We start from the raw sequence: 22,619 nt of genomic DNA, 5'->3' as shown, positions 1-22,619 counted from the left end.
CTAGTTAAGAATCTACGAAGCAAGAATCCACTCACTTCAGGGAGTGGAGTGTCAAATCTCAATTGTAAATACCAGATAAATTATTGTGGGCTTTTCTTTTCATTCCCAAAAACAATGTTGTCATACCCACGCTAGGGCCGGTGTTTGGTCAACTCCTCATGGCCTGGTAGAAACCCCAAAATTTATGCCTGTGGGAACCCTCGCAACGGTGAAAGGCCTAACTCCCGCCCAACTGCAAACTACGGGCGCACAGATGATTTTAGCTAATACCTATCACCTTCATCTCCAACCAGGTGAAGCTATTATCAAAGCTGCCGGGGGACTTCATGGGTTTATGGGATGGCAGGGCCCCATTTTAACTGATTCTGGGGGCTTTCAAGTGTTTAGCTTGAGTGAATTGCGGCAAATTCGAGAACTGGGTGTCACTTTCCGTTCGCCGAGGGATGGCCGTATTATTGAATTAACCCCGGAACGTTCGATACAGATTCAAAATGATCTGGGGGCCGATGTGATTATGGCTTTTGATGAATGTCCCCCAGGTAATGCTGACTATGCTACTGTGGCCGCGGCTACTGATCGCACCTATCGTTGGTTGGAACGCTGTATTAATGCCCATCAAAGACCCCAGGAGCAAGCTTTATTTGGTATTGTTCAAGGGGGGATTTATCCTGAGTTACGTTGTAAGGCTGTATCAGGGTTGATCGAATTTGATTTACCTGGTTATGCTATTGGAGGGGTTAGTGTGGGGGAAGAACCGGCCAAAGTACGGGAAATTGTTACATTAACGGCCCCTTTGCTTCCTGCTGCTAAACCTCGCTATTTAATGGGGGTGGGAACTTATAAGGAAATGGTGATGGCGATCGCTGCAGGGGTCGATTTGTTTGATTGTGTGATTCCTACTCGTTTTGGCCGTCACGGGACTGCTTTAGTGGCCGGAGAGCGTTGGAACCTCAAAAATGCCCAATTTAGAGAGGATTTGACTCCCCTTGACCCGGACTGTCCTTGTTATACTTGTCAAACCTTTAGTCGTGCCTATCTTAATCATTTAGTGCGATCGCAGGAAATGCTCGGTTATATCCTGTTATCTTTACACAATATTACGGAATTAGTGCGGTTTACCCAACGCATTCGAGCAGCAATTTTAGGCGATCGCTTTACGACGGAATTTGCTCAATGGTTGAATTAAATTCACTAATATATTACCACAAAATCTCCCTTAAATCTAAAATAAACCCAGGCAAAATATCATCTTCTGATAGGGTCTGAGGTTGGTTTAAAATCTCTACTTCATAACCCAATCTATATATTTCTACTGTTTTTATTGATGGGGAGATTAACCAACCCAATTTAACTCCATTATCTAAATATTCTTTCATCTTTAATTGTAAGTCAGAGTATCTTTGATTTTTCATGTCACTGGGACTTACTAATTCAATAACAAAATCAGGCGCAATAGGAGGAAAACCTTGTTTTTGTTTAAGAGTCAAAGCATTCCAGCGTTCTAATTTAATCCAGCTAACATCAGGACTTCTTCTAGCACCATTTGGTAAGATAAATACGGTAGAAGAATCAAAAGCTTCTCCTGTACCGTCCTGATCTGTCCAGACTCCTATCTGTTGTGTTAAACGACGATTTTTTCTCCCTGCTTCACCACCAGTAGGACTCATAATAATTAATTCTCCTTCTTTAGTTAACTCCATTCTTGCCAGTTGTTCAGCAGAGGCAAGCTGATCAAATTGTTCTGGAGTGACTTTAAATCCTTTGGGAATGGTAATGGTTTCCATCTACTTAGTAATAGTTATTATTTTTAATGGCTACTTTACTATTTCAACTTTTATTATATAGTATTCAACGGATATAAATTGACAGCATCCCTGAATCTTCAACTTGTAAAGGCATAAAAGTTATTCGCCAAACCGATAACCCTTGCCATAAACAGTGTGAATTAAGGGGCCTTCTTCTTCAATTTTGCGTCTTAATAAACGAATTAAGGCCGCTAAAACATTACTATTAGGTTGTTCTTGTTCTGTCCATAAATGCTGATAAATTTGTTCATGGGTCAAAAGTTGGCCAGGATGTTGCATAAAATAGGTTAATAGTTTAACTTCTTTATCAGAAAGGTTCATCATTCTTCCCTGACGATAGGCTATTTGATTATCCCGATCTAATTCTAAATCTGCTACCTTTAATTTACTGGTTGTAGTCGTTTCAAAACCAGGTGAACGACGTAACAAAGCGCGAACCCTGGCCATTAATTCCCGTAATTCAAAGGGTTTAATTAAATAATCATCGGCCCCGGCATCTAGTCCAACTACTCGATCATCTAGGGTATCTTTTGCTGTCAGGAAAAGCACTGGGGTTGTGTTTCCTTGCGATCGCAATGCTTGACAAATTTCTAGGCCTGACTTACCAGGTAACATCCAATCTAAGATTAACAAATCGTAGGCATTTTGCAAAGCTAATTCATAGCCTTTTTTGCCATTATCTGCCACATCTACTTCATAGCCTTCACGGGATAAAATATGATAGAGGGGTTCAGTTAATTCCGCTTCGTCGTCTACTAAAAGAATTTTCATTATAATGATAAATCAATAACGTACAACCGATTACTTGTAGGGACATAATACCATTATGTCCTTCATTAAAAGTGAAGGGTTTAACAGTGTTAAACCCTTACAATATTTATGATAATTTGTAGGGGCATAATACCATTATGCCCTGTGGTTTATGCCCTTTGGTTAGTGCATTAAATAAACCTAAAGAAATCAGGAAGATGCAACATATATATTTTACAATCGACCGTGAACGATATCGGTATAGAGATTGAGAAAAGTACATTTGTCAAAGAAGCATAACCAAAGCAATCTAATCTCACCACATAATCGTATATGCTGGCCTTTGATTGCTTAGCTAAATCTATATTCTTCAGATAAGTTTGCATAGCCTATTCAGGATTAATTTATGGACAGTACATTAACCTCTCAATTCAATAGCCCGAACATTAAAGTCGAAGACGATCGCACAGGGATGAGTAAAGAAACCCTAAAGCGGGCATTTCTCGACCATCTTTTCTACATTCAAGGCATTGATCGTTCAGAAGCCTCCCTTCATGATTATTATATTGCCCTTTCCTATACTGTCCGCGATCGCCTACTCCATCGCTTCTTAAAAACAGTAGACACCTATAAGAAAGAAAAAGTCAAACTTGTTTCTTATTTCTCCGCTGAATTTCTCATGGGTCGTCATCTAGGTAATAATTTAGTAAACCTGGGACTTTATGACAGAATCAAAGAGGTAGTCCAAGAGTTAGGGCTTGACTTTGATGAGATTATTGAACAAGAACCAGATCCAGGGTTAGGAAACGGGGGTTTAGGGCGTTTAGCAGCTTGTTTCTTGGATTCTCTGGCATCCTTAGCCATTCCTGCTATTGGTTACGGCATTCGCTACGAATTCGGGATTTTCCATCAAATGATCAAAGATGGTTGGCAAGTAGAAATTCCCGACAACTGGTTAAGATTTGATAACCCTTGGGAATTAGCCCGTCCTGACGACGCGGTTGAGGTAAAATTAGGGGGTCATACAGAGACTATCCATGATGAACACGGCAATGTCAAAACCGTTTGGATAGCTGATCGTAGCATTCTAGCCATTCCTTATGATACTCCGGTTCCTGGTTACAAAACCAATACAGTGAACCCCTTAAGACTATGGAAAGCCGAAGCGAGTGAAGCCTTTAACTTTGAAGCCTTCAACGCGGGAAATTATGATCACGCAGTAGCCGAAAAAATGGATGCAGAAACCATTTCCAAGGTTCTCTATCCCAATGATAATACTCCTGCGGGACGACAACTGCGCTTAGCCCAACAATACTTCTTTGTCTCTGCATCTCTACAAGACTTAATACGCATTCATTTACGGACTCATGATAGTTTAGACGACTTCAATGAGAAGGTAGCCGTACAACTCAACGATACCCACCCAGCAGTAGCGGTAGCTGAGTTAATGCGCTTATTAATCGATAAACACAATTATGATTGGGACAAAGCCTGGGATATTACGAAAAAGACCCTCGCCTATACCAATCATACCCTAATGCCAGAGGCCCTAGAACGCTGGTCTGTAGATCTATTTAGTCGTCTTCTGCCTCGACATTTAGAGATTATCTATAAAATTAACCATAGTTTTCTCGAAGATGTCAAAACTTGGTTTCCCAACGATGAAGATTTAGTCACGAATCTTTCTTTAATTGAAGGATGGGAAGACAAACGCATTCGGATGGCAAATTTAGCTTGTGTGGGTTCCCACGCTATTAATGGGGTTGCCGCCTTACATACGGAACTCTTGAAAAAAGACACCCTCAAACATTTTGCTAAACTTTGGCCTGAGAAGTTTTACAATAAAACCAATGGAGTAACGCCTCGTCGTTGGATCTTATTAAGTAACCCCGCATTATCAGCTTTAGTGACTGAAAAAATTGGGGATGGTTGGTTAAAGAATCTCGATGAAATGCGGAAAATTGAAGCTTTCATTGAAGATCCAGATTTCCGTCACCGTTGGCGAGAAATTAAACAAGAAAATAAGCGCAGTTTAGCCGCTTACATCCTCAAAAGCCGCAACATTCAAGTTGATCCTAATTCTCTGTTTGATGTGCAAGTAAAGCGCATCCATGAATACAAACGGCAACATTTGGCTGTCTTACATATCATCAGCCTCTACAACCATATTAAGCGCAATCCTGATTTAGATATTTTGCCCCGTACCTTTATTTTTGGTGGTAAAGCGGCCCCTGGTTATTTTATGGCTAAATTGATTATTAAATTAATCAATGCTGTTGGTGAAGTGGTTAATAAAGATCCTGATGTTCGGGGACGTTTAAAAGTGGTATTCTTGCCTAACTTTAACGTTTCTATGGGTCAAAAGATTTATCCTGCTGCGGATCTTTCTGAACAGGTTTCTACTGCCGGAAAAGAAGCATCTGGAACCGGGAATATGAAGTTTGCCATGAATGGGGCCTTAACTATTGGTACCTTAGATGGGGCAAATATTGAGATTCGGGAAGAAGCAGGCCCTGAGAATTTCTTCCTCTTTGGGTTAACTGCTGAAGAAGTTTATACCATGAAGGCCTTCATGGTATAATCCTAGCGAATATTACAACCGTAATAGTGATTTACAAGGGGTCATTGATCGCATTGCTAACGGTTACTTTAATTATGGGGATCAAAATCTGTTTAAGCCCATTGTTGATCATCTTTTGTATGATGATCCCTATATGTTAATGGCAGACTACCAAGGTTATATTGACTGTCAAGAAGCGGTAAGTCAAGCCTATCGGGATCAGGATAAATGGACGAGAATGTCCATTCTTAATTCCGCCAGAATGGGTAAGTTTTCTTCTGACCGAACCATTGCTGAATACTGTCGAGAAATTTGGAATGTTCAGCCAGTAACTATCAACATTGAGGAATATAATCCTGCTAAAATCTAAGCAGATTATGGCATTTCGTAAAGGTTAAATGTTCGGGGGCTTAATGTTATTAAGCCCCTACGTTTATATAAATTAAAATAGGATGCTCTTAAAGTTCCGCTTCTGATGTTTGAATGATTTGGCATGACTAAAGGGGTTTCTGTTCCATCTTTAAGTGGTCGGACATAAATAAGCGTAGGGTGGGCATTGCCCACCAAAAGGCTAAAACGCTGATCTAGAGATTATTGTGGGAATGGGAAGTCATTGGGGTTTAAATAGGTTGGATTAGAGCATATATTCTCATCTTGCCACTAAATAAATTAATTAAACACAAATTTATGATGGTTGGGTTTCATCCTTCAACCCAACCTACGAGATAGGCGATCGCACTGGCGGAAAAGAAGCATCTGGAACCGGGAATATGAAGTTTGCCATGAATGGGGCCTTAACTATTGGTACCTTAGATGGGGCAAATATTGAGATTCGGGAAGAAGCAGGCCCTGAGAATTTCTTCCTCTTTGGGTTAACTGCTGAAGAAGTTTATACCATGAAGGCCTTCATGGTATAATCCTAGCGAATATTACAACCGTAATAGTGATTTACAAGGGGTCATTGATCGCATTGCTAACGGTTACTTTAATTATGGAGATCAAAATCTGTTTAAGCCCATTGTTGATCATCTTTTGTATGATGATCTCTATATGTTAATGGCAGATTACCAAGCTTATATTGACTGTCAAGAAGCGGTAAGTCAAGCCTATCGAGATCAGGATAAATGGACGAGAATGTCCATTCTTAATTCCGCCAGAATGGGTAAGTTTTCTTCTGACCGAACCATTGCTGAATACTGTCGAGAAATTTGGAATGTTCAGCCAGTAACTATCAACATTGAGGAATATAATCCCGCTAAGTTCTAATTAAAAAACAGTCGAAATAAGGGGTTAGAAAATATAATTTCTAGCCCTTCTATTTATCTTGAAATCATTTGGTTATGCTATATCTCACCAACGCCCTTTTATCAACTTTTCTGCACGCAAACCCTCGTATCATCTGCTTTGGTAATAGAGAAAGCATCAAACTCTCTTCCGCTCATCTCACCTCTTACGGTTACTTGATCGCCCACTGATAGGTGACGGGTTGTGTTGTCACCGCAGACATCATAACTATCGACGGTGATTTTGCGATCGGTGGTTTCTAATCGAAATCCATCCTCCCAAACTTGCTGAATTCTGCCTGTTAAGGAAGACTCTCGATTTTGGGCGATTAAAGAGGAAATAGGGAAGATAAGAACACCCAGAAAAAAGAAACTGGCAAGGACTCGCTTCATATTTGTACTCCTTCGATTATAGTAAAAAAATTTCACCCAACGATCCTAACACGACTCAGTAAACAATATATTTGGGTATTCCAAGATACACAAATATATTGCGTTTGTCGGACTAATGTCTAACTCAGGTAGATCAACGTTTTGGGTTAAAATGGTACCCAGAAACTTTCCATCTCAACAAATCGCGCTAATGCTTCTTGTTTTAGAGTTGATTATTTAAGGAGTCAGAAACTCAATGCTCACAACTTTCCTGATACTTGCTCAAGCGAATGCTGTCGTCACTGCTCAATGGAATTTGTCGGTGGGGATTATTATGATCTTCGCCAACTTATTTGCTTTTATTGTTGGCTATTTTGCCATTCAAAATACTGGTGCAGGCCCTGACTTACCTTTGCCTCAACTGGCTTCCCGGAAAAAATTTGGATTACCAGAATTATTGGCAACGGCTAGTTTTGGTCATATTCTCGGAGCCGGAATTATTTTAGGCTTATCGAATTCTGGCCTTCTCTAAGATTGTCAATGGACAATAGTTAATAGTTTATTCTATTTTGACCCTTGACATCGAACTGAGGTTGACAAGATCTCGTCGCCAAACCTTACCAATAGATTTTGGTAAGGTTTTAATATCAATAACTTTTCGAGTTTTCATGTCATAAGTTGTGTAAGTTGTCTCTGCTTTTTCTAAAGAAATATCCACCACAGTTAAACTTTTTTGCGGTGCTAAATTACTATTTAAAAGTTTACGGGGCCCTCCGCCTAACGCCCCAGTATGAAGTAATTCTAATTGACCTTTTTTCCCTGGATAATAAGCATGATGATGACCACTTACATAGGTATGAACATCATATTTTTCTAATAGGGTTTGTAATTTTTCTCCCTCATACATAAAGTTTCCCCCATCATTTCTCCCTACTGCCACAGGATACAAAGGAAGATGACCAATAGCTAAGCGTAATTTCGCTTGTTTGGCCTCTAAACTGCTTAAACTTTGTTCAACCCAAGTTAATTGTTCAGGCGAAATAATATGAGTAGAAGCATCCCAAACCAAATAAAAAATATCCTGTTGCTTAAAGGTATAATAAAAAGGAAAATTCCCTCGATCAATAAAGTTTAAACCTGGATTATGATTAGGATCATTCCAATAAACGGAAGCCAGATCCCGTTCTGATTTAAACGTCAATTTTCCTTGACTAATTGACCCTGAACCATCATGATTACCAATGGTAAACCCCAAGGGAATTTTGGCCTGACGTAAGGGTGCGGCAATATGGTCATCAAAGGCTGACCACATGGCTTGAATTTGGCCCTGGGTAAGCGATCGCTTTTGGCCAGCAATCATATCGCCTCCACATAAGACTAAATCAGGTTGCCACCCCGGAATTAAGGCGATCGCCTGGTCAACTTCTGGTTCATAAGTAGTTGATCCATACTGACTATTAAGATCGCTAATTACCACAATTCTTACCTGGCCTTTCAGGGGGGCAAAAAGTCCATCAGGGGCCACAGCAACAGGTTGAGAAACTGGGGGCGTTTGGGGTGCGATCGCAGATTCCGGTTGAGGGTTAAGATTCTGATTACGACTGAAAACTTGATGGGTAATGGTGGCCATTCCCACCCCCAAAAATCCCCCCGTGATCATTAAAAATTGACGACGCTTATAAGCCATATTTTTCTTAAAAAATCAATTAACCAATTATTTTGACTTCTGCCCGTGCTAAAGCAACGGGGATTCTAAGCGGATGCTACGCAACGGGATAAATCGACGTTGCTTTGCGTCTTTTTAGCTGACCAGAATTTTAACTTCTGGGGACGAGTCAAAACGCCCCTAGACACTCGACTTAAATCAAAACTAAGTGTTGTGGTTACTTTTCGGATCATGTTAGCAGCCCCATTAGCATCAGCATTAATATACTGATTTTGAGCAGTCCGATACAATCCTCTTTTCGTTCTTTTTCCTGATGGTTGCCACCCGTCGGGTTTCTCACCATATTTAGGTAGCTCATCATTGTCTAAAAAAGAACTTTTCGAGGTATAACTTTCCTCTGTTTCAATAAACTTAACGCCGTACTGTTCACACAATTGTCTAATGCGTTCTTTGAGTTTGGCTGTCGGAATTGAAACAAAAGATTGATTGTTCTTTTTGCCCAAATTACTGTCCTTCTTTTGTTCTTTGTTCCATCCAAAAACAATCACTCCAATTTGATACTCAAGACAGTGACTAATAACAAGTCTCGCTGCTTTGTTCACGGCATCTCTCATTTGTCGGTTACGCTTTTCTGTGATTTTAGCAAGTTTAGTTGACCAAAATCCTTGAGGTTTTCCTTCTTTGAGAGTAGCCACCTGTTTGTTGTGCCAACGATTAACAGACTTTGGTGGCTGAGGCTTATTGGTCAACTCTCCCTTTCTATACTTTTTATTCAACTCTTTGAATGATTTAAAGGACTCAGCAACGCTTCTAAGTATTTGCTGTGCTGCCTGAGAGTATAAAACTTGATAATGCTTGTTGTTTTTATACTCTTTATCTAAATCAAACTTCCCAATAATTTTATAGGTTTTAAAATAAAGTTGACGAGCATAATAAATTCCACAGTTAGTCAGTTTATGAGACTCAGAACCAATAAACTCAAGGATAGCCTTTAGCTGTTTGTCTGGACTAATTAAACTTTGCTGGCATCCATACATTGTATTTTTACCGTTCGGCTGACGCTCACGGAAGCCTCCTGGTGTTATACTATCATAAATGCACTAACAATATATGTATGAAGACTAAATCATTAACAATTCGTTTATCTGAACGCAGAAGGAATAAGTTGTATTTATATGCTGCTGAGAAAGACAAAACCATAACAGCACTTATCGAAGACTGGATTGATAGTCTAAAATTAAAAGAAGAAAAGGATACGACGGGTTAAAACCCGTCGTATCCTTTTCATCCATCGCTTAAAAGACGATGGCTGAAATGCTCCCGCGTTATTTCGGTAAGTCTGACAAGTCAAGATTAAAATCTTATTGTATAGGTTAAAATAGAATCGAAGAAAATCGTTAATCGTCTTAACTTCCTATGACGGGTGTAATCACAGTAGAAAAGCAAAAATTAGAAAATCCTCCCCTAGAAATTCATTATCTTGGCGATCGCGCTTTACGACAACCTGCGAAGCGCATTGCTAAAGTAGATGACTCCGTGCGCCAATTAGCCAAAGAAATGCTCCAAACCATGTATAGTTCTAGTGGTATTGGTTTAGCTGCCCCCCAAGTGGCGATTAATAAACAATTAATTGTCATTGACTGTGAACCCGATAATCCGGCCAACCCGCCCTTAATTTTAATCAACCCGACGATTACTCGTGCTTCTCAAGACCTTTGTGTGGTAGAAGAAGGATGTCTTAGTATTCCTGGGGTTTATTTAGATGTAACCCGTCCCAAAATCATTGAAGTCACCTTTAAAGATGAACAGGGTAAACCTCGCAAAATAGAAGCGACAGAGTTATTAGCGCGGGTAATTCAACATGAAATGGATCACCTCAATGGTGTTATGTTTGTAGATCGAGTGGATAATGATCTGGCCTTAACGGAAAAACTTCGAGAACAGGGGTTTTCCAGAGGGGCAGTCAAACCCGTAAAATGAGAACATTTGTGAGCAAATAAGGAGTAACATTTGTGACCCCCAAAAGTGGCGTATTATTATTAGGGTCTTGTATTACGGCGATCGCGGCTGTGGGTTCTGTCTTTGAATTGTCCTCAGGAACCCCCGAATTGGGCAATATGACTACAGGTATCATTTTAGCCCTGAGCATCCCCTTAACGGTCTTATTTTTCGTGGTAGCTGTTAAAGATACCAGGGCAAACATGAAATAACTAGGGGTGGCTTCTGTATCTTCTGGCATAGCGTAAGCGGCGCCAACGGGATAACATCCGTAAACTGATCAAATAGGTTCCCATAGAGGCAATTACCCCGACAATAAAACAGCCAAAAAACAGAGTGACCATAAAATAAAGCCCTGATTCTTGTAACATTGACCAAGATTGCCAGTTTTGCGGTAAATTGGGCTGAGGGTTTGTTCTGCCTAGCCCCAATAATAATTCCCCTACCTTATAATTAAAGGCGAAGATCGGCACATAGGTTAAAGGGTTGCTCACCCAGGTTCCCGCAGCAGCCGCTAATTTATGACCCCGAAAGATTACTGCGAGTAAGACTCCAATGAGAGTTTGCAGTCCAAGCAGAGGAAAGCAGCCCGCAAATACCCCAAAGGCTAACCCCCGCGAAATCGATTTTGGTGTACCTCGCAAACGTCCAAACCGCAAGTATAGATAACGCCATTGTCGTTTCCATCGAGAGTAGGGACGTTGAGATAAGCGAGTCTGAGATGATTTCTTCGTTTTTATGATTACTGCTGTGGGGGAACGGCCAGAAGGCGCATTATGAGTCATTCTGCTGCATCAAAGGAATCACTGTTCTTCTATCCTATCAGTCCTTTTTCGGATCAATGACATCTTTTTGGCAGACGGCTCCTGTATTTAGGATAAAAATGTATAATAAGTTACAAGATTTGACCTAGTTGGTTATGTTAATAATGGGGACATAATATATTATGTCCCTACTTTAATTAATTAATCTGATTGAATGTTAATTAATTAGAAAAGTGATCAATTATTTTAATCACTGTTTTATCTCCTAGCTTATCAACTTTATTGATAAGATCAGCAAAAGATTTGAATTCTCCTTTAGTTTCTCGTGCTTTAATGATGTTGCTAATAATTTTACTTTTGTTAGCAAAATTAACTCTAATCAGTTCAGAAGTTAATTTTTCTAGGCTAAAAGTATTGAAAGCTTGTAATGCTTCAACAGTTTTATGAATATTTTTTTGAATTTCTTTTATTTGATTTTTAAGATCATCTATTTGATTTTGATGATCTTGTTTTAACTCATTGATTCTGATTTCTGATCTCATTTCAATATTAGTTAAACGAGATTCTAAATTGAACAATCTTTGAGATTCAGTATCTATAATTGGTGGTGCTGGTGTTGATGGTGATCTGAGGATTTCTATCTGTTTTTTGATAGCATCTTCTTTGTCATTTTCCATGATGAAAGCACCGATCATCTCACCTTTTCTGGGATCAATTTCTCTTGCTCTAACAGCAGCATAATATTCAAAATATCCAGAAAAAACCTCATAAGATTCTAAGTCTGTTTTTTCGAGAATAATAGGATTAATAATTCCTTCTGCGTCTAAAATTGCCTGAGATGCTTTTTCAATATCCTCCTCATTAAAATTTGAGCGCGGAACTGATGAATTGATTCTTTTTACAGACACAAGTGAGGTAAGTAATTTCATTGTTTTTCTCCTATTTTTTCTAAGACTTCCATTGCAAGTAATTCAAATTCTTGTGCTGCTTTAGAATCAGGTTTAAAGTCCAATATTGATACAGGATCAGGAATTTCTATATCACCAATCAATTGCATTTTTTCAGCACATTTTGCCAAGTCATCTCTATCATAAATAACAGTTTCCATCATAGGAATTTCATAACGTTTAGGAATGATTGCTAAACGTTTTCTGAGGTTAAATTCTACAAATTTTGCATTAGTAGAAATCTTACAAGCAAGAATGCCTAAAATTTCAATAGACTCTCTGCTTATTTGTCGTCTAAAACCATCAATTTGTTTGATAAATTCTTTGACATTAATTAACCCTTGATTAGCAAAAGGTTTCAAATCAGAGGGGATAATTAAATAGTCAGAAGTAATTAGAGCAATTCTAGCATACAAGTTTAATGATGGAGGAGTATCTATGATAACAATATCATAAATATCTTTGGCTTTTTCTAGCTTATTCAGTAATCTAAAACGACTGTTTTCAATTTGAGTGAATTCAGTTTCACACTGCATTAAGTCAATATGAGATGGAATAACATGAATTTCAGGATTAGTAAATTGAGATTTAATGGCAACTTCTTCAATGCTATAAAAGTCTTCTGAGCGCAAAACATGAAGAATATTACAGTCTTTGATATTATCAAATTCTTCATCATCAAATTTAACTAATCCAGTCGCAAAGGTTGTATTTGCTTGACTGTCTAAATCAATGACTAAAACTCGTTTTCCTTTCTTACTTAAAGCGGCAGCTAAATTAACAACCGTTGTTGTTTTTCCGACTCCACCTTTATTATGATAAACTGTAATAACTTTCATTGATGTTTTTTTTGACTCCGTAGTAGGTAATTTAGAAACTTGAGGAACGTTAACTGAATTTTGACTAAACTCTTGAGTAGTTAGAGATTTAGGAGAAATTGATTTAGACTGTAAACTCTCCTTTCCAATTAAAGCATTAATCCTGGTGATATTTGATTCAATAGTTTCTCCAGAACAACAAAAGACTAATTTTAATTTGTCTGTTTCTCTTTGATAAATCCTGAATTCTTTGCCATTAGTTAAAACCCCATATAAACTTTTTGTTTTTATCAAATAATGTCCGAGACGACGAACATGATGATCTAAATTTTCTTGGGGATGTTTTGCCTCAATGACAACACATGAGGAAAAATTCTTAATTTTTTTAACAGCAACCGTCAAAAAATCTAAGCGAATATTCCCAAAACAAACCTCTTGATGCCAGTTATCAGGAGAATAACCTAATTGCGGAAGTAAATATTGAACAATTAGCTTGCTCTCCACTTCCCTTTCATTACGACACGATCTAGGATGAAATTGCAATTGATTACTTTTCCTATAACAAAAGATAGGTGATTTTCATAGTTCCTATTATACCTAAGTATATACTGAATAATAAACTGTAAAGTTTTTGTTATATTTTCATATTCCCAAGTAACAGAACAACCGAGTCAGAGAATATAAAATGATATGATTAGTTAAGGTTGCCACTAATCTAAGTCAGACCAATGCCTATCCAACAAATAAGTACAGAGTATATTGCTATAGATCATGATTATTGTTTTGGGAAACCTCGCATTGTTGAGACAAGAATTACAGTTGCTGCTATTGCCGAGATGTATTTGGAGATGGGACAATCTCTAGAAGAAATTGCCGTTAAGTATGATTTGTCCTTAGCTGCCGTTTATGCGGCAATGTCATATTATTACGATAATCGGGAAGAAATCGACCGTCACAGTCTTGAAACTGATGGTATTGTTGAAGAAATGAAGCTAAGAAGTGCTTCATCAAAATTTCAGGAAAATTGGAGAAAAATAAGGAGTGAAAGATAAAATTCGCTTTCACCTTGATGAGCAAGTCGATCCTGAAATTGCCTCACAACTGAGTCGTCGTGGTATTGATGCCACAACAACTATAGCAGTAGGATTGCGTACTTCCTCTGATCAATCCCAGTTAGATTTTGTTCGTCAACAGAAGCGAGTAATTTTTACTCATGATCGAGATTTTCTCATCATTGCTAGTCGCACCAGGGATCATCCTGGGATCGTTTACTGTAAGCAGAAAACTCGTTCTTTTGGTGAAATTATCGAAGGTTTGGTTTTGATTTATCAAGTTTATTCTCCAGAGGAAATGCTTGGGTGTGTTGAATATCTGTGAGGGATTTTTGTTATATTTTTATCTCCCAAAGTAACAGAACAATGGACAATAGAAACAGTGCTATAGTCACCAGGAGAACGCTACAATGTCTGAGAATCTAAGAAGTCGTGTTGTGACCCAAGGAAGTCAACGAACCCCTAACCGTGCGATGTTACGCGCTGTCGGTTTCGGTGATGATGACTTTACTAAACCTATCGTCGGTGTTGCTAACGGGTTTAGTACCATTACCCCCTGTAATATGGGAATTAATGAGTTAGCAAAACGGGCCGAAACCGGAATCAAAAATGCGGGCGGAATGCCTCAAATGTTCGGTACAATTACCATTAGTGATGGCATTTCTATGGGAACAGAAGGGATGAAATATTCTCTAGTTTCACGGGATGTTATTGCAGACTCCATCGAAACTGCTTGTAATGGTCAAAGTATGGATGGAGTTATTGCGATCGGGGGATGTGATAAAAATATGCCAGGGGCTATGATAGCGATGGCAAGAATGAATATTCCTGCTATTTTTGTCTATGGGGGAACTATTAAACCTGGCCATTACAATGGGGAAGATTTAACCGTTGTTAGTGCCTTTGAAGCGGTAGGAAAACACAGCGCAGGTAAGATAGATGATAACACATTATTAGCTATTGAAAAAAATGCTTGTCCTGGGGCCGGTTCCTGTGGGGGAATGTTTACTGCAAATACTATGTCTTCCGCGTTTGAAGCTATGGGAATGAGTTTACCTTATTCTTCAACTATGGCAGCAGAAGATGCAGAGAAAGCAGACAGTACAGAAAACTCTGCTTTTGTGTTAGTTGATGCTATCCGTAATCAGCTTTTACCGAGTCAAATTTTAACGCGCAAGGCCTTTGAAAATGCCATTTCTGTAATTATGGCTGTCGGAGGTTCTACTAATGCCGTGTTGCATTTATTAGCCATAGCAAATACCATCGGCGTTGAGTTAACTTTAGATGATTTTGAAACCATTCGTCAACGGGTTCCCGTATTATGTGATTTGAAACCATCGGGACGTTATGTAACTGTTAATTTGCATCAAGCTGGTGGCATTCCTCAAGTCATGAAAATGCTGTTAACTCATGGGTTATTACATGGAGATGCGTTAACTATTTCAGGGGAAACTATTGAGGAGATTTTAACAGATATTCCGGCTGAACCACCAGCTAATCAAGATGTCATTCGTTCTTGGGATAAACCTGTCTATAAAGAGGGACATTTAGCCATTTTAAAAGGTAATTTAGCTTCAGAGGGTGCTGTTGCTAAAATTAGCGGGGTTAAGAATCCTAAAGTTACTGGGCCAGCGCGTGTTTTTGAATCTGAGGAAGAATGTTTAGAGGCAATTCTTGCCAAAAAAATTAATCCTGGAGATGTGATTATTGTGCGTTATGAAGGGCCAAAAGGTGGTCCAGGAATGCGGGAAATGTTAGCACCAACCTCCGCTATTATTGGGGCAGGTTTAGGTGATTCTGTCGGCTTAATTACCGATGGCCGTTTCTCAGGTGGAACCTATGGTTTAGTAGTTGGTCATGTAGCCCCAGAAGCTTATGTCGGGGGTACTATTGGGTTAGTTAAAGAGGGAGATAGTATTACTATTGATGCTCAAGAAAAGCTGTTGCAATTGAATGTTTCTGAGGAAGAATTAGCCCAACGTCGTGCTAATTGGAAAGCCCCTGAACCTCGGTATAAAAGAGGAGTATTAGGGAAGTATGCGAAGTTAGTTTCTTCTAGTAGTTTAGGGGCTGTAACGGACTTAAATCTATTCTAGTTGTCTGTAGGGGCATAATATATTATGCCCTTATTGATAAATTAATCTTCTACTATAATTCCTTACTAGATAAGGGGTCTAAGATTTAGATGCGTTGGCTGTGCCTATTATTGATGCAATAAGTAAAGTTTCCTAAAGTTTTAATAAGCTATCCTTATAGACTCTTTCTATAATTGTAAATAAGAGCTATTATATTAAGTAGGAAAAGATTTTTATTACTTTCTTAATACTCTATGATTTAGAGGGGGTAATAGTATGAATAGGATCTTTATTTCTGCCGGTCATAGTCTGGGTGATCCAGGCGCAAGTACAGCCATTGGAACAACCGAATCTCAAGAAATGATGAAAACTCGTCAATTGATTATTGATGAGTTAAAAGCTAAAAACTATCAAGAAAATGTTGATTTTTTCTCCGTTCCTGATACCTATAGTCTTGGGCAAACAATTCAATGGATCAATCAACGAGCAAAACCAGGAGATGTTGCCTTAGAAATACATGGTAATGCTGCTAATGGAAATGCAAAAGGGACTGAATGTTTTTATATTTTTGGTAACGCTCAACGGAAAGAAAATGCTAAGTTACTGTTAAAAGCATTGCTGGATGAAGTTCCTAAATTGAAAACCCATGGGGGAGATAATGGAGCAAAACCTGATACAGAATCTCATCCAGGTAGCTTAGCTTTTTGTCGTCAAGTCAGCATTCCTTCTTTACTTCTAGAGTTATGTTTTGTGGACAACGCCCAAGACATGGACCTTTTGCGAGATAACCGAAAAAGGTTTGCTCAAGGTATCGTTAATGGGTTAATTACTTGGAGTGGTGATGTAATTCCTCCTTCAGATTATCCCACCATTGACATTGAAATCAATGGACAACTTTATGACGATAAAGGAATTCTGGTTAATAACAATTCCTATGTTCCCATGGAGTTAGTTGACAGTTTAAACATTGAGATTGCTCCAGATGTAAGACGGATTGACTATGGTCATGTGGTTTATCTCAAAGCGGTTGATCTTGATGGTGTAACGGTAGGTTGGAAAGACAGTCCTAAAACCCTTACCCTTACCACCAAAAATATCCCTCAACCACTCAATTCTATTATGGGAGTTGGGAAAGCTTCAGCAACTCAATTAAGCGCATTTCTGAAAAAACATAATTCAGGAGATCATGTTGGATTCTTCCACAATTTAGCAGAACTTTATGTCAGTGAAGCGAAAATTGAAGGAGTCAACCACGATATTGCTTTTTGCCAAATGTGTCTAGAAACAGGTTTCTTACGCTTTGGTGGCGATGTTAAACCCTCTCAATACAACTTTGCTGGTGTTGGTGCAGTCGGTGGTGGTGCGGCCGGTGCTTCTTTTCCTAACGAACAAATTGGCATTCGCGCCCAAATTCAACATTTGAAAGCCTATGCTTCCACAAAATCCCTCAAACAGTCTTGTGTTGACCCTCGCTTCCATTTAGTCACCAGGGGATGTGGGCCAACGGTTGACAAATTAGCGGGAAAATGGGCTGCTGATTTGAATTATGGCAACCAAATCATGAAACTGCTCAAAGAGCTTTATACTCAGATTCAGATGAGGCCTGTGTTAGCCCTAGAAATTACCAGTCCCGAAGATGGTCGAATCTTTGAATTTGGCGATCGCATTATCTTTGAAGGAACAGCAGATGCTCAAATGACTAAAGTTGAGTTGTATGCAGAAGATAAATGGCTCTTAGGTTCTAGTATGGTTGAAAATGGCCAGTGGTCAGTGGGTTATCAATTCACGGCCGGAGGCAAACGCTTAATTGTGGCCAGGGGGTTAGATCAGAACAATCAACTGGTTGCTAGTGCGGAAATGGACATCATGGTAAGAACTGACTCTACAGTGGATCTTAACCTGAAATTAAGTCCTGACTTTACGTTAGGAGAATTTGTCCGCTCCGAAACGGCAGAACGTCATCATATTGACAATACCCCAACGGCGACGGAAATTGAGCATTTACGGAGACTATGCCTTCAAATCCTGCAACCGGCCCGAGATGCTTTAGGCCCAATCTCGGTTAATTCTGGTTATCGTTGTCCTAAACTGAACGAATTATTGCGTAGTAGTCCTAACAGCGCACATCGCATTGGTTACGCGGCCGATGTAGTTCCCCAAGATGTCAGCACGAAACGGTTAGCTGACTGGATCAGGACTAATTGTTCATTTGATCAACTGATTCGGGAATACGGAACGCTAGAAAACCCCGCTTGGATTCATGTTAGTGCTGATCCCAGAAATCGGATGGAAGATTTTAGGATTGGTTAATCACACATAATCTGTGTTAAGAATTAGGGAACAGAGATTAAACTCTGTTCCTTATTTGAGTCTATTGTCCGACTTCAGTTAAGAATCAATGATAACTAATCGCAAATTCTTACTTATCTTACTAATTATCACCCTATTAATTCAAATCTCTCCTATTTTGGCCAGTGATGATAGTCGTTTTCGTGGAGATATTGACCGTTTAAATGCGCGAGTCAGTCGCTTAGAAAATGCTATTCTTAATGTAAGACAACAACAAAATAATTCTGCTAATAACCCTTCTATTAATACTTCTCCCCAAATAATTGATGGTGAATTAATTGGACGCAGTGACCCCTTATTTGAACGTTTATCAACCTTAGTGATAGAATTAAAAGAAAGGGTCATGAACTTAGAAAAGCGCATGACCCAAATTGAAAAATGATGATAATGTTTTCAGTTAAATCACTTCAAAACTCGCACAGCAATGGTACTGGTATTAAAGTTATAATCTTTCCCTTCTAACTCAATTAAAGTACCGATTTTAACCTTTTGCTGACCCACCACTGCACCAGTTTCTGTAACTTGCGCGTCTCCAGTTAGAGTAATAATCATATCTTGATAATATTTGGCTTGTGGGCTAGGATCTGGTAAAGCTTTAACAGTACCATCCTGTTGAGGAACAAGAGTGGTTCTCGGAATAGGTTGAACTGCTTTAATTCCGAACTCTCCCGCAGGTTGATTACGAATTACAATATTCGTTTTTTTAGTCTCCTCAAATTGACGCATTAGAGAGTCTGGATCAAGTATCCCCAAACCTCGTACAATAACATCAACTTCGATCGGTTTGTTAGCGACTTGTGCAATGGTACTGGTTCCCGACTTACCAGGAACGACAAAAATACCTACAATAACCAGAAAAATCGCTAATGCTGCTCCTAAATCTAGGATACTAACTTTTCCAAATAAACGGCCTTTAGAATCTAATAGTTTCATAAATAAATGACTCAATCAGTGTGAAAATGAGGAACAATGAGGCTTAGAACAAAATAGTCAATTGTCTTTCTCTTGGTAAGATGAGACAAATTTCAGCAATTCTATCATAGTTTTTCCCCTTCTCAACAACAATGACGAACTATTCGGCTAAAAGTATCCCCAAACTTCTTTGAATTCCTATTCTGAGAATTTGTCCCCGTTACTTTCAACAACTTCTGACGAATGACTTCCTTAAGGTATGGGTAGCCAATCTTCATCTAATAATTGCTCTAAACTATAAGGACAGTCATCAGGAAAAATATGTTTATCTAACCCTGTTTTAATAATAACATATTTAACTGCTTTTTTGTATATTTTCTCTTTTTTGTTACTTTTGAGGTACAATCTCGACAGTAAATTGATATCCTAAAGATCAGGAAACTCAAAAAGTTTGTCCTAACTACTATTGTTGATCAACCTATGCAGACTAAAAATACCCATCTTCCTAATTCTCCCTCTATTATTCCCTCTTTTGCTCCTAGAATTGCTTCTGTTAGTCGCACCACTCAAGAAACAGATGTTCAAGTTACCTTGAATTTAGATGGTCAAGGAAATTGTGAGGCAGCCACAGGAATTCCCTTTCTTGATCATATGTTACACCAAATTTCTTCCCATGGTTTAATTGATTTAGATGTTAAAGCAAAAGGTGATCTTGAAATTGACGATCATCATACTAATGAAGATGTGGGAATAACCCTAGGCCAAGCATTAGGAAAAGCTTTAGGCGATCGCAAAGGAATTGTCCGGTTTGGTCATTTTATTGCACCCTTAGATGAAGCATTAGTTCAAGTTTCTTTAGACTTTTCAGGAAGGCCACATTTAAGTTATGGTCTACAAATTCCTACCCAAAGAGTTGGGACTTATGATACACAATTAGTGCGAGAATTTTTTGTCGCTATTGTTAATCATAGTCAAATGACTTTACATATTCGTCAATTAGATGGAATTAACTCTCATCATATTATTGAAGCAACCTTTAAAGCATTTGCGAGATCAATGCGAATGGCTTTAGAAATTGATCCTCGTCGTGCCAATTCTATTCCTAGTTCTAAAGGTGTTTTAATGGCCTAATTAAAGTAGGGGCTTAACAGTGTTAAGCCCCTACAATTAATGGTTTAAAAATGAACTAAAAATTTTCTTGTCATTGTATTGAAAACTATTCAATTAACTAACTGACTATTTTGGATTTTTCTAATCTTTCCTTAATATTTTTTTACTCAGTTTAAGCTATACTAACAGAATATAACCATTAAACTTATGCCTATGCTGCCGATTCGAGAATGTGTCAATCAAACCCCAGGTTATGTCCCCGGAGAACAACCACAAACCACTGATTATATTAAACTTAATACTAACGAAAACCCCTATCCTCCACCAGATAAAATATTCGATACACTACAACAGGAATTAACTAAAGTTAGATTATATCCTGACCCAGTTTCTACCCAGTTACGGAAAGCAGCATCAAAAGTTTTTGGTGTTTCCTATAACAATATTTTGGCAGGAAATGGGTCTGATGATATCCTAAATATTGCCGTAAGAACTTTTGTTAATCCTGGGGAAACTGTCGCTTTTCTTGATTTAACCTACTCTTTATATGAGACAATTGCCAAGGTACATGGTGCGCTCATTAAAACTATTCCAACTAATGAGAATTTTGAGTTAGATGGCCCGTTGATTTGTCCAGAAGCAAAACTTGTTTTTCTGGCTTCTCCTAACCCCCCATTAGGAAAACATTTAAACCGTGAATACTTAGAAGAAACCTGTAAACAAGCAACAGGAATAGTCTTGATTGATGAAGCCTATATCGACTTTTCTGATGAAAATCATTGGGACTTTCTTGAGAAATATGATAATGTCATTATTTCTCGTACTATGTCTAAAAGCTATAGTTTGGCAGGAATGCGTGTAGGATTTGCCATTAGTTCTTTAGGGATAATTGAACAAATGGATAAAGTAAGAGACTCTTATAATTTAGATCGTATTGCTCAAACTTTAGGGAGCAATTGTTTTGAATTTCAAGACTATTTTAAGCAAATTTGGCAGCAAGTTCGTAACACCCGTACCCGTCTAACAAACTCACTGAAAAACCTAGATTTCTTAGTATTTGATTCTGATGCTAATTTTGTCCTTGCTTCTCCCCAATGGATCGCTGCTTCTGAACTTTATACTAAGTTAAAAGAGCAAAAAGTATTAGTAAGACACTTTAAACATCCTCGGATTAATAACTATGTCCGTATTTCCATTGGAACAGATCCAGAAATTGATCGTCTTTTAGAAGTAATTAACAAACTCAAAAATGCAACATGAAAATATTAGGACGAAAATAGACTTAGCTAATACCTTAGCTGACGCATCAGGAAATATTATTAAAAAATATTTCCGTCAACCCAACTTAGAAGCAGAAACCAAAACCACTGAAATTTCGTCCATTGTTACCATTGCCGATCGCTTGGCAGAAGATGCGATGGTTGCTATCATTAAAAAAGAAGCTCCCAATGATGGTATTATCCGCGAGGAAGGGGAAAATATTCCTTCAAAAAATGGTTATTATTGGGTACTAGATCCCATTGATGGTACATCCTCTTTTGTCAAAGGTTTGCCTATTTTTGGTACCTTAATCGGGTTAGTCGATCTTGACAACAATTTGCCATTATTAGGGTGTGTTAATCAACCCATTTTACAAGAACGATGGTTAGGAATAAGGGGACAACCTCCCTGCTTTAATCAGACAATTATTGATAATATTTACACTAATAATATAAATTATCAATTAACAGAAGCTTGTTTAACCTCCACAACTCCCCTCATGTTTGTCACCCCTCGTCAACAAGCGATCGCCACTCGTCTGCAAAAAGTCTGTCGTCGCACCGCTTTTGGGGGAGATTGTTATAATTATGTATCCTTAGCCATGGGGTGGAGTTCAATGCCTATGGTTATTCTTGAATCAGATCTCAAATACTACGATTTTTGCGCTTTAATTCCCATTATCGAAGGTGTGGGGGCAATTATCACTGATTGGTCAGGAAATCCCCTTAACAGCCACTCTACGGAAATTTTGGCCGCTTCTAACCAAATTTTACATCAACAAGCCTTAAAAGTCATTCTGAGTTAAACTCCGAGAAAAAAAATGGAGGAACCGTCCCTTATCTGCTGAGCGGCTCCACCTGCGATCCATCCTTGAGAGGAGAACACTTATGACTTAACT

22 protein-coding genes and 2 pseudogenes are annotated in these 22,619 nt (G+C 38.6%); 14 read left to right on the top strand and 10 right to left on the bottom strand.

Going from position 1 to position 22,619, the window contains the following annotated elements:
- Nucleotides 1–85 precede the first annotated feature (85 nt).
- On the top strand, nucleotides 86–1,186 hold the full coding sequence (gene tgt, locus VB691_RS13180; protein WP_323291952.1) for a tRNA guanosine(34) transglycosylase Tgt: 1,101 nt from the start codon (nucleotides 86–88) through the stop codon (nucleotides 1,184–1,186).
- Nucleotides 1,187–1,199: 13 nt separating this feature from the next.
- On the opposite strand, the gene VB691_RS13175 is transcribed toward tgt, so the two are convergent.
- Both VB691_RS13175 and rppA read right to left on the bottom strand, forming a co-directional pair.
- Complete coding sequence (locus tag VB691_RS13175; protein ID WP_323291951.1) at nucleotides 1,200–1,784, bottom strand: Uma2 family endonuclease; 585 nt, start codon at nucleotides 1,782–1,784, stop codon at nucleotides 1,200–1,202.
- Between the two features lie 120 nt (nucleotides 1,785–1,904).
- Nucleotides 1,905–2,576, bottom strand: a complete 672-nt coding sequence (gene rppA, locus VB691_RS13170) for a two-component system response regulator RppA (protein ID WP_323291950.1) — start codon at nucleotides 2,574–2,576, stop codon at nucleotides 1,905–1,907.
- A gap of 385 nt (nucleotides 2,577–2,961) precedes the next feature.
- On the opposite strand from rppA, the pseudogene VB691_RS13165 reads away from it, so the two are divergent.
- Nucleotides 2,962–5,485, top strand: a pseudogene (locus tag VB691_RS13165) (glycogen/starch/alpha-glucan phosphorylase).
- A gap of 367 nt (nucleotides 5,486–5,852) precedes the next feature.
- Nucleotides 5,853–6,381 (top strand): annotated as a pseudogene (locus VB691_RS13160) (glycogen/starch/alpha-glucan phosphorylase); the annotation flags it as partial.
- A 101-nt stretch (nucleotides 6,382–6,482) separates the two neighbouring features.
- Here the strand turns inward: VB691_RS13160 and VB691_RS13155 are convergent.
- Entirely contained in the window at nucleotides 6,483–6,791 is a 309-nt protein-coding gene (locus VB691_RS13155; RefSeq protein ID WP_323291949.1) for a hypothetical protein, read from the bottom strand.
- Between the two features lie 235 nt (nucleotides 6,792–7,026).
- Here VB691_RS13155 and psaK point away from each other — a divergent pair, with 235 nt between their 5' ends.
- Entirely contained in the window at nucleotides 7,027–7,302 is a 276-nt protein-coding gene (gene psaK, locus VB691_RS13150) for a photosystem I reaction center subunit PsaK (RefSeq protein WP_323291948.1), read from the top strand.
- Nucleotides 7,303–7,329: 27 nt separating this feature from the next.
- On the opposite strand, the gene VB691_RS13145 is transcribed toward psaK, so the two are convergent.
- Together VB691_RS13145 and VB691_RS13140 are read right to left on the bottom strand one after the other, a co-directional pair.
- Nucleotides 7,330–8,457, bottom strand: coding sequence for a metallophosphoesterase (locus VB691_RS13145; RefSeq protein ID WP_323291947.1), 1,128 nt, complete (start codon nucleotides 8,455–8,457; stop codon nucleotides 7,330–7,332).
- 65 nt (nucleotides 8,458–8,522) lie between these two features.
- The gene (locus VB691_RS13140) at nucleotides 8,523–9,473 is read right to left on the bottom strand and encodes a transposase (protein WP_323291946.1); all 951 of its coding nucleotides are present in this window, start codon (nucleotides 9,471–9,473) and stop codon (nucleotides 8,523–8,525) included.
- A gap of 379 nt (nucleotides 9,474–9,852) precedes the next feature.
- On the opposite strand from VB691_RS13140, the gene def reads away from it, so the two are divergent.
- Both def and VB691_RS13130 read left to right on the top strand, forming a co-directional pair.
- Complete coding sequence (def, locus tag VB691_RS13135) at nucleotides 9,853–10,416, top strand: peptide deformylase (protein ID WP_323291945.1); 564 nt, start codon at nucleotides 9,853–9,855, stop codon at nucleotides 10,414–10,416.
- 32 nt (nucleotides 10,417–10,448) lie between these two features.
- A complete protein-coding gene (locus tag VB691_RS13130; RefSeq protein ID WP_323291944.1) occupies nucleotides 10,449–10,646 on the top strand; it encodes a hypothetical protein in 198 nt (65 codons plus the stop codon).
- Here VB691_RS13130 and VB691_RS13125 read toward each other — a convergent pair whose 3' ends face one another.
- From VB691_RS13125 to VB691_RS13115, 3 genes are all read right to left on the bottom strand, one after another.
- A complete protein-coding gene (locus tag VB691_RS13125; RefSeq protein WP_323291943.1) occupies nucleotides 10,647–11,219 on the bottom strand; it encodes a DUF2062 domain-containing protein in 573 nt (190 codons plus the stop codon).
- Nucleotides 11,220–11,419: 200 nt separating this feature from the next.
- Entirely contained in the window at nucleotides 11,420–12,127 is a 708-nt protein-coding gene (locus VB691_RS13120; protein ID WP_323291942.1) for a hypothetical protein, read from the bottom strand.
- Nucleotides 12,124–13,506 (bottom strand): AAA family ATPase, encoded by a 1,383-nt coding sequence (locus tag VB691_RS13115; RefSeq protein ID WP_323291941.1) that lies wholly within the window; start codon nucleotides 13,504–13,506, stop codon nucleotides 12,124–12,126. Before VB691_RS13115 ends, VB691_RS13120 begins: the two co-directional genes overlap by 4 nt.
- 185 nt (nucleotides 13,507–13,691) lie before the next feature.
- On the opposite strand from VB691_RS13115, the gene VB691_RS13110 reads away from it, so the two are divergent.
- From VB691_RS13110 to VB691_RS13090, 5 genes are all read left to right on the top strand, one after another.
- Entirely contained in the window at nucleotides 13,692–14,015 is a 324-nt protein-coding gene (locus tag VB691_RS13110) for a DUF433 domain-containing protein (protein ID WP_323291940.1), read from the top strand.
- Nucleotides 14,005–14,340 (top strand): DUF5615 family PIN-like protein, encoded by a 336-nt coding sequence (locus VB691_RS13105; protein WP_323291939.1) that lies wholly within the window; start codon nucleotides 14,005–14,007, stop codon nucleotides 14,338–14,340. The genes VB691_RS13110 and VB691_RS13105 overlap by 11 nt, the downstream gene beginning before the upstream one ends.
- A gap of 85 nt (nucleotides 14,341–14,425) precedes the next feature.
- Nucleotides 14,426–16,111, top strand: coding sequence for a dihydroxy-acid dehydratase (gene ilvD, locus VB691_RS13100; RefSeq protein ID WP_323291938.1), 1,686 nt, complete (start codon nucleotides 14,426–14,428; stop codon nucleotides 16,109–16,111).
- A gap of 255 nt (nucleotides 16,112–16,366) precedes the next feature.
- Nucleotides 16,367–18,400, top strand: coding sequence for an N-acetylmuramoyl-L-alanine amidase (locus VB691_RS13095; RefSeq protein WP_323291937.1), 2,034 nt, complete (start codon nucleotides 16,367–16,369; stop codon nucleotides 18,398–18,400).
- Between the two features lie 88 nt (nucleotides 18,401–18,488).
- On the top strand, nucleotides 18,489–18,821 hold the full coding sequence (locus tag VB691_RS13090) for a hypothetical protein (protein WP_323291936.1): 333 nt from the start codon (nucleotides 18,489–18,491) through the stop codon (nucleotides 18,819–18,821).
- Nucleotides 18,822–18,841: 20 nt separating this feature from the next.
- On the opposite strand, the gene VB691_RS13085 is transcribed toward VB691_RS13090, so the two are convergent.
- Nucleotides 18,842–19,372, bottom strand: a complete 531-nt coding sequence (locus VB691_RS13085) for a DUF4330 domain-containing protein (RefSeq protein WP_323291935.1) — start codon at nucleotides 19,370–19,372, stop codon at nucleotides 18,842–18,844.
- 231 nt (nucleotides 19,373–19,603) lie between these two features.
- Complete coding sequence (locus VB691_RS13080) at nucleotides 19,604–19,756, bottom strand: DUF29 family protein (RefSeq protein WP_323291934.1); 153 nt, start codon at nucleotides 19,754–19,756, stop codon at nucleotides 19,604–19,606.
- 75 nt (nucleotides 19,757–19,831) lie between these two features.
- Between VB691_RS13080 and hisB the strand changes: the two genes are divergently transcribed.
- From hisB to VB691_RS13065, 3 genes are all read left to right on the top strand, one after another.
- A complete protein-coding gene (hisB, locus tag VB691_RS13075) occupies nucleotides 19,832–20,482 on the top strand; it encodes an imidazoleglycerol-phosphate dehydratase HisB (protein WP_323291933.1) in 651 nt (216 codons plus the stop codon).
- Nucleotides 20,483–20,674: 192 nt separating this feature from the next.
- On the top strand, nucleotides 20,675–21,721 hold the full coding sequence (hisC, locus tag VB691_RS13070; protein ID WP_323291964.1) for a histidinol-phosphate transaminase: 1,047 nt from the start codon (nucleotides 20,675–20,677) through the stop codon (nucleotides 21,719–21,721).
- Nucleotides 21,711–22,526 (top strand): inositol monophosphatase family protein, encoded by an 816-nt coding sequence (locus VB691_RS13065; protein WP_323291932.1) that lies wholly within the window; start codon nucleotides 21,711–21,713, stop codon nucleotides 22,524–22,526. The genes hisC and VB691_RS13065 overlap by 11 nt, the downstream gene beginning before the upstream one ends.
- The last annotated feature ends 93 nt before the right edge of the window (nucleotides 22,527–22,619 follow it).

It is taken from the genome of Crocosphaera sp. XPORK-15E, assembly GCF_034931425.1.
Classification (GTDB): domain Bacteria; phylum Cyanobacteriota; class Cyanobacteriia; order Cyanobacteriales; family Microcystaceae; genus UHCC-0190.
The sequence above is the reverse complement of the archived record's forward strand: the minus strand, read 5'-3'. Positions and strand labels throughout refer to the sequence as shown.

Excerpts from the sequence above, each read along its gene's own strand:
- VB691_RS13175 (WP_323291951.1), bottom strand. The coding sequence starts at position 1,784 with ATGGAAACCATTACCATTCCCAAAGGATTTAAAGTCACTCCAGAACAA.
- rppA (WP_323291950.1), bottom strand. The coding sequence starts at position 2,576 with ATGAAAATTCTTTTAGTAGACGACGAAGCGGAATTAACTGAACCCCTC.
- VB691_RS13155 (WP_323291949.1), bottom strand. The coding sequence starts at position 6,791 with ATGAAGCGAGTCCTTGCCAGTTTCTTTTTTCTGGGTGTTCTTATCTTC.
- psaK (WP_323291948.1), top strand. The coding sequence starts at position 7,027 with ATGCTCACAACTTTCCTGATACTTGCTCAAGCGAATGCTGTCGTCACT.
- VB691_RS13145 (WP_323291947.1), bottom strand. The coding sequence starts at position 8,457 with ATGGCTTATAAGCGTCGTCAATTTTTAATGATCACGGGGGGATTTTTG.
- VB691_RS13140 (WP_323291946.1), bottom strand. The coding sequence starts at position 9,473 with ATGTATGGATGCCAGCAAAGTTTAATTAGTCCAGACAAACAGCTAAAG.
- def (WP_323291945.1), top strand. The coding sequence starts at position 9,853 with ATGACGGGTGTAATCACAGTAGAAAAGCAAAAATTAGAAAATCCTCCC.
- VB691_RS13125 (WP_323291943.1), bottom strand. The coding sequence starts at position 11,219 with ATGACTCATAATGCGCCTTCTGGCCGTTCCCCCACAGCAGTAATCATA.
- VB691_RS13120 (WP_323291942.1), bottom strand. The coding sequence starts at position 12,127 with ATGAAATTACTTACCTCACTTGTGTCTGTAAAAAGAATCAATTCATCA.
- VB691_RS13110 (WP_323291940.1), top strand. The coding sequence starts at position 13,692 with ATGCCTATCCAACAAATAAGTACAGAGTATATTGCTATAGATCATGAT.
- ilvD (WP_323291938.1), top strand. The coding sequence starts at position 14,426 with ATGTCTGAGAATCTAAGAAGTCGTGTTGTGACCCAAGGAAGTCAACGA.
- VB691_RS13095 (WP_323291937.1), top strand. The coding sequence starts at position 16,367 with ATGAATAGGATCTTTATTTCTGCCGGTCATAGTCTGGGTGATCCAGGC.
- VB691_RS13090 (WP_323291936.1), top strand. The coding sequence starts at position 18,489 with ATGATAACTAATCGCAAATTCTTACTTATCTTACTAATTATCACCCTA.
- VB691_RS13085 (WP_323291935.1), bottom strand. The coding sequence starts at position 19,372 with ATGAAACTATTAGATTCTAAAGGCCGTTTATTTGGAAAAGTTAGTATC.
- hisB (WP_323291933.1), top strand. The coding sequence starts at position 19,832 with ATGCAGACTAAAAATACCCATCTTCCTAATTCTCCCTCTATTATTCCC.
- hisC (WP_323291964.1), top strand. The coding sequence starts at position 20,675 with ATGCTGCCGATTCGAGAATGTGTCAATCAAACCCCAGGTTATGTCCCC.
- VB691_RS13065 (WP_323291932.1), top strand. The coding sequence starts at position 21,711 with ATGCAACATGAAAATATTAGGACGAAAATAGACTTAGCTAATACCTTA.